The 6109-nt window shown below is 74.4% G+C and carries 6 protein-coding genes; 1 reads left to right on the plus strand and 5 read right to left on the minus strand.

The features are described from left to right. Positions 1-727: 727 nt before the first annotated feature. From Q4D18_RS10680 to Q4D18_RS10700, 5 genes are all read right to left on the minus strand, one after another. Entirely contained in the window at positions 728-2053 is a 1326-nt protein-coding gene (locus Q4D18_RS10680; RefSeq protein WP_303128219.1) for an NAD(P)/FAD-dependent oxidoreductase, read from the minus strand. Beyond that, entirely contained in the window at positions 2050-2385 is a 336-nt protein-coding gene (locus Q4D18_RS10685; protein ID WP_303128221.1) for a bifunctional 3-phenylpropionate/cinnamic acid dioxygenase ferredoxin subunit, read from the minus strand. Before Q4D18_RS10685 ends, Q4D18_RS10680 begins: the two co-directional genes overlap by 4 nt. A gap of 167 nt (positions 2386-2552) precedes the next feature. Continuing rightward, entirely contained in the window at positions 2553-3218 is a 666-nt protein-coding gene (locus Q4D18_RS10690) for a 3-oxoacid CoA-transferase subunit B (RefSeq protein WP_303128223.1), read from the minus strand. A gap of 8 nt (positions 3219-3226) precedes the next feature. Next, a complete protein-coding gene (locus tag Q4D18_RS10695; protein ID WP_303128226.1) occupies positions 3227-3991 on the minus strand; it encodes a 3-oxoacid CoA-transferase subunit A in 765 nt (254 codons plus the stop codon). 45 nt (positions 3992-4036) lie between these two features. Beyond that, positions 4037-5314, minus strand: coding sequence for a thiolase family protein (locus Q4D18_RS10700; RefSeq protein WP_303128229.1), 1278 nt, complete (start codon positions 5312-5314; stop codon positions 4037-4039). A gap of 95 nt (positions 5315-5409) precedes the next feature. Here Q4D18_RS10700 and Q4D18_RS10705 point away from each other — a divergent pair. Further along, positions 5410-6109: IclR family transcriptional regulator C-terminal domain-containing protein (locus tag Q4D18_RS10705; RefSeq protein ID WP_303128231.1), on the plus strand; the 700-nt coding region annotated here is incomplete at its 3' end.

Here is a 6109-nt window from a genome sequence, read left to right on the forward strand (position 1 = left end):
CGAGGCGGGACGCGGCACCCACCTGATGTTCCATGCCGCCTGCCTGGCGGCCCTCGAGACCGGCGCCGCCGTCGTCCTGGTCGCGGCGTCGGGGACGGGGAAGACCACGGCGACCCGGACCCTCGGCCCCCACTACGGGTACCTCTCAGATGAGACGGCGATCGTCCACCCCGAGGATCTCACCGTCACCCCCTACCCCAAGCCGCTCTCCGTGCTCTGCCCGTCCGGAGGCCGACCGAAGCATCAGGTGAGTCCGGACGAGATGGGGCTCGGTCAGGCCCCGGACGCGACCCTGCAACGCATCTGCGTGCTGGAGCGGGTCCGGGAGCCGGATGAGCGCGTGACGGCACGCGCCGAGCCGATGCCGATGTTGGAGGCGCTCACCCACCTGGTGCCCCAGACGTCCTCCCTGTCCCATCTCCCGCGTGGACTGGTCACCCTGTGCCGGACGCTCGACAGGCTGGGAGGCGCCCTCCGGCTCGTCTACTCAGAGGCCTCTGACCTGCGTCCCATAATAGACGGGCTGCTCGCGCAGCAGCCCGCGCCGATGAGCCCGTCATGGACGCCTCTCAACGACCAGGAGCTCGCCGCGAGCCCACGGACAGTCCCCACCGCCGGGGCGTGGGGCGGGGGCCGGCGCACCCGCGCCCGGGGCGGCGCCTCCCCGCCCGCCCGCCGCCGGGGGCCCCCCCCGCCGGGGGGGGGCCGACGTCGTCGTGGGGCCGGTTCAGCCGCGCAGCAGCGCCTTGACCGGCACGTCCGGGTCGGTGAGGCGCGCCGGGTCCACGATGATGCCGCGGTCGATGATCCGGCGGGCCGCCTTGACGGCCATCGGGTCGTCCACGGCGGCGGCGCCGGTCATCCGGCCGTCCGCGTCGAGGGAGAAGCCCGCCACCACGGTGCCGCGCACGGAGCGGTCCACGATCCGCCCGCCGGGGACGGGGAGCATCGACCCGGCTCCCTCCACATGCACACCGTGCCGGTCGGACCAGAACCACGGCGCCCCGCGCCCGGGGACGTCCTCACCGAGGATCGCCGCGGCGACGTCCTGGCCGGAGTGCAGCGCCGGTTCCCAGTGGCGTGCGGCGTCGGCGGGCGCGGCCTCCTCCCCCTCCGGCGCGCGACGGCGCACCGCGTCGCCGGCGGCGAACACCGCCGGGTGGGAGGTGCGGCCGGCCGCGTCCACGAGGATCCCGCCGTCCACCGCGAGCCCGGCCGCCTCGGCCAGGGCGGTGTCCGGGACGATCCCGACGGCCACCACCACCAGGTCCGCGGGCACGGCGGCCTCGGTCCCGTCCGCGAGCGCCACGTGCACGCGGTGCGGGGCGTCCGCGTCCGACGCGTCGACGTCGTGGTGGTCGATCCGTGTGACCAGGCCCTCGAGCACGTCCACGCCGCGCTCGGCGTGCATGGCGTGCAGGCGGGCGGCGAGCGCGGGGCCCACCGCGGCGAGGGCGGGCGCGGCGGACGCGCTGACGAGCGTGACCGCCGCGAGGGCCTCCCGCGCGGCGGAGGCCACCTCGGCCCCCGTGAACCCGCCGCCGACCACGGTCACCCGGGCGCCGAAGTGCAGGCGGGCGGCGATCCGCTCGGCGTCGGCCCGGGTGCGCAGCACGACCACGTCCGGGTGGTCGCCGCCGGGCACGGCCAGGGGCCGGGGGCGGCCGCCGGGGGCCAGGACCACGGCGTCGGCGGTGAGCACGGCGCCGTCGTCGAGGACGATGCGGGGGCGGGCTGCGCCGTCGTCGAGCTCGAGCCGCTCGGCGCGGCGGGCCACGAGCGCCACGCGGTGCTCGGCGAACCACGACGGCGGGGCGAGGAGCAGACGGTGGGCGTCCGCGTCCCCGGTGAGGAACTCCTTGGACAGCGGCGGACGGTCGTAGGGCAGGCCCTGCGGATCCACGAGGGTGAGCTCACCGGCGTAGCCGCGCCGGCGCAGCTCGCGCACCGCGGCGAACCCGGCCACCCCGCCGCCCACCACGAGGACGGAGCCCGGGCGGGCGGCGTCGTCAGCGGGGTCGGGCGGCGCGGCCGGTGCAGGGACGTCGGTCACGCGTCGTCCTGCACGGTGAGCCACAGGTCGCCGTCGCGGACCTCGACCGTGTGCGTGCCCACGGGCTTCGTGGCGGGCAGGGACAGCGCCTCGCCGGTGCGCAGGTCGAAGCCCGCGCCGTGCAGCGGGCACTCGATGCAGGCGCCCTCCACGAACCCCTCGGAGAGCGCGTAGTCCTGGTGGGAGCACGTGTTGTCGATGGCGTAGAACTCCCCGTCCTCCGCGTGGACGACGGCGATGTGGTCCTTCGTGCCGGTGCTCTCCTTGGGGACCACGAGGGACTCGCCCTCGGGGACGGCCGACGCCGGGCCGACGTTGATCTCGCGTGCCATGGTTGCCTTCTCTCTGCTGCCGGGGTCGAGGGTCGCCCCCAGTCTCCCAAACCCTGTGCACACAACGACGCCGGTCGCCTCGCGGAGGAGGCGACCGGCGTCGTCGTGGTGGGCGTCAGCGGAAGCGCAGGGGCTGCGCGTGTTCCGTCAGCGAAAGCGTGAGGGGATCAGGCGTCGAGCCGCTCGAAGGTGACGCCCTCGTGCGTGGCCTGCAGCTCCTCGAACGTGATGCCGTGCAGCTCGCGGACCTTCACCACGCCGGAGGAATCCAGCAGGAACACGCCCCTGTCGGCGTAGATGCGGGACACGCAGCCCACCCCGGTGAGCGGGAACGTGCACTCGGCGAGCAGCTTGCGGTCGCCCTTCTTGGTGAACAGGTCCATCATCACGTACGTGTCCTCAGCGCCCACGGCCAGGTCCATCGCGCCGCCGACGGCGGGGATCGCCCCCGGCTTGCCGGTGGACCAGTTCGCGAGGTCGCCCGTGGCGGAGACCTGGTACGCGCCGAGCACGGAGACGTCGATGTGGCCGCCGCGCATCATGGCGAACGAGTCCGCGTGGTGGAAGTAGGACGCACCCGGCAGCTCGGTCACGGGGATCTTGCCGGCGTTGATCAGGTCCTCGTCCACCTGCTCGCCGTGGGCCTGCGGGCCGAAGCCGAGCATGCCGTTCTCGGTGTGCAGGGTGACGTTCTTCTCCGCGTCCAGGTAGTCGGACACGGTGGTCGGCTGGCCGATGCCCAGGTTCACGAAGGAGCCGGGGGCGATGTCGGCCGCGATCACCTGCGCGAGCTCGTCGTGGGTCAGCGGGTTCTCGGTCTGGGTGAAGCTCATCGCTCTCCTCACTTCCCCTCGGCGGCCAGCTCGGCCGCGGTCTTGGCAGCCGCGCACGGCTTGGGCTTGCCGGCGGCGAGGGCCTCGCGCTCCTCGCGCTCCTTCACGCCGGACTCCGTCTCGATCCGCACCACGGTGTCCGTGTAGATGCCCGGGGTCACCACGTGCTCCGGATCGATCGGCTCCTCGCGGATCTCGTCCACCTGCACGATGGCGCGGTCCGCGGCGGAGGCCATGATCGGGCCGAAGTTGCGGGCCGTCTTGCGGTACACGAGGTTGCCGTGGCGGTCGGCGGCGTAGGCCTTGATCAGGGCGAAGTCGCCGCGGATCGGGGACTCCAGCACGTAGTGCTTGCCGTCGATCTCCCGGACCTCCTTTCCCTCGGCCAGCTGCGTGCCGTAGCCGGTGGGCGTGAAGAACCCGCCGATCCCGGCGCCGGCCGCGCGCAGCCGCTCGGCCAGGTTGCCCTGCGGGACGAGCTCCAGCTCGATCTCCCCGGCACGGTAGGCCTCGTCGAAGTGCCACGAGTCCGACTGGCGCGGGAACGAGCAGATGATCTTGGCCACCCGCCGCTCCTTGATGAGCAGGGCGAGGCCGGCGTCGGCCTGGCCCGCGTTGTTGTTCACCACCGTCAGGCCGGTGGCGCCGGACTCGAGCAGCGCGTCGATCAGCTCCATCGGCTGCCCGGCGTTGCCGAACCCGCCGATCAGGACGGTGGACCCGTCCTTCACCTGGGCGACGGCCTCCGCGGCCGTCTCCACGAACTCCAGCATGGGATCCTCCTCGGTTCTGTGTCTTCTCAGGTCAGCGGCGTGCGCTCAGCGCGCGGACTCGTTCTCCAGCACGACGGCGATGCCCTGGCCCACGCCGATGCACAGCGCGGCCACCCCCCAGCGCTCGCCGGAGGCCTGCAGGCGCCGGGCGAGGGTGCCGAGCACGCGGGTGCCCGAGGCGCCGAGGGGGTGGCCGATGGCGATCGCGCCGCCCCACGCGTTCACGAGGTCCAGGTCCACGCCCCAGGCGTCCGTGCAGGCCAGGGCCTGCGCGGCGAACGCCTCGTTGAGCTCCACGGCGGCCACGTCCTTCCAGCCGATGCCGGCGCGCTGCAGGGCCAGGTTCGCGGCCTCCACCGGGGCGTAGCCGAAGAAGTCCGGCTCGTTCGCGGCGGTCGCGCGGCCGGCGATGCGGGCGACCGGCTGCAGGCCGAGCACGTCCGCGCCCTTCGCCGACCCCAGGAAGGCGGCCGAGGCGCCGTCGTTCATGGGCGAGGCGTTGCCCGCGGTGACGGTGCCGCCCTCCTTGCGGAACACGGTGCGCAGGCCGGCCAGGGTCTCCGGGGTGGAGTCGGGGCGGACGGTCTCGTCGCGCTCGAGGTCGGTGCCCGGCAGGGCGGTCACGAGGTCGTCGTACCTCCCCTCGTCCCAGGCCTTCGCGGTGAGCTGGTGCGAGCGGGCGGCGAACGCGTCCTGACGCTCGCGGGAGATGTCGAAGCGCTCGCGCAGCCGCTCGGTGGCCTCGCCGAGGGAGACGGTCCACTCCTTCGGCATCTGGTCGTTGACCAGGCGCCAGCCGAGCGTGGTGTTCGCGGCCTCGAGGTTGTGCATAGGGAACGGGCGGGTGGTCTTGGGCAGCACCCAGGGGGCCCGGGACATGGACTCGGTGCCGCCGACCAGCACGACGTCCGCCTCGCCGGTGGCGATCTGCCGGGAGGCGATGATCGCCGCGTCCAGGGAGGAGCCGCAGAGGCGGTTCACGGTGGTGCCCGGGATGGACAGCGGCAGGCCGGCCAGGAGGGTGGCCATGCGGGCCACGTTGCGGTTCTCCTCGCCCGCGCCGTTGGCGTTGCCGAAGACGACCTCGTCGATCCGCTGCGGGGCGGCGGCGTCCGTGCCGGCCTCGATCGGGCGGCCGGCGGCGGCGTCGGCCACGGCCTGGGCGGACTCGGCGCGCAGGCCCTCCAGGCCCGGGGCCCGGTCCACGAGGGTGCGCACCACGTGCGCGGCCATGTCGTCCGGGCGGACGCCGGCGAGCGCGCCGCCGACCTTGCCGAAGGGGGTGCGGACGGCGTCGAACACGTAGGCATCGGTGAGGCTCATGGCCTCACCGTAGGCCCGCCGTCCGGCGCGAGGAAGAGCGCGTGCGCCTCCCGCACGAGTGTTCGCTCTGCGCACGGCGGGCTACGCTGGCGGCCATGACCGACGACGTCGACGCCCCCGCCGCGCGCACCGCCCCGGACGCGTCGGGCGGGGACGTGGTGCGCGCCCTGGCCTCCGGCCTGGCGGTGCTGCGCGCGTTCACCCCGGACACCCCCACGCTCTCGGTGAGCGAGGCCGCGACCGCCGCGGGGATCACCCGGGCCACGGCGCGGCGCATGCTGCTGACGCTCACGGAGCTTGGCTACGCCGTGCAGGACGGGCGGCGGTTCGAGCTGACCCCGCGCGTGCTCGAGCTGGGCCACGGCTACTGGTCCGGGCGCTCCGTGTCCGAGATCCTCCGGCCGATCCTCACCCAGGCCTCGCAGCGCCTGCACCAGTCCTGCTCGGCGGGCGTCCTCCACGGGACGCACCTGATGTACATCGCGCGCGTGCACACCGAGCGGATCCTGCGGGTGAACCTGGACGTCGGCACGCGCCTGCCCGCGTTCACCACCTCCATGGGCCGCGTGCTGCTGGCCGACCTGCCCGAGGACGAGGCCCGCGCCCTGCTCACGGGCGCCCCGCGCACCCCCGCCACCGAGCACACGCTCACGGACGTGGACGCGCTGCTCGCCGAGCTGGCGCACGTGCGGGAGCAGGGGCACGCCGTGGTCACGGCCGAGCTGGACGCGCACCTGAGCAGCGTGGCCGTCCCCGTCCGGGACGCCGACGGCCGGGTGGCGGTGGCGATCAACA

Origin of the sequence: Micrococcus sp., assembly GCF_030523875.1 — a bacterium.
GTDB lineage: Bacteria > Actinomycetota > Actinomycetes > Actinomycetales > Micrococcaceae > Micrococcus.

What these genes read in the sequence shown, in the direction of transcription:
- Q4D18_RS10685 (WP_303128221.1), bottom strand. Translation starts at nt 2,385, where the DNA reads ATGGCACGCGAGATCAACGTCGGCCCGGCGTCGGCCGTCCCCGAGGGC.
- Q4D18_RS10695 (WP_303128226.1), bottom strand. Translation starts at nt 3,991, where the DNA reads ATGCTGGAGTTCGTGGAGACGGCCGCGGAGGCCGTCGCCCAGGTGAAG.
- Q4D18_RS10690 (WP_303128223.1), bottom strand. Translation starts at nt 3,218, where the DNA reads ATGAGCTTCACCCAGACCGAGAACCCGCTGACCCACGACGAGCTCGCG.
- Q4D18_RS10700 (WP_303128229.1), bottom strand. Translation starts at nt 5,314, where the DNA reads ATGAGCCTCACCGATGCCTACGTGTTCGACGCCGTCCGCACCCCCTTC.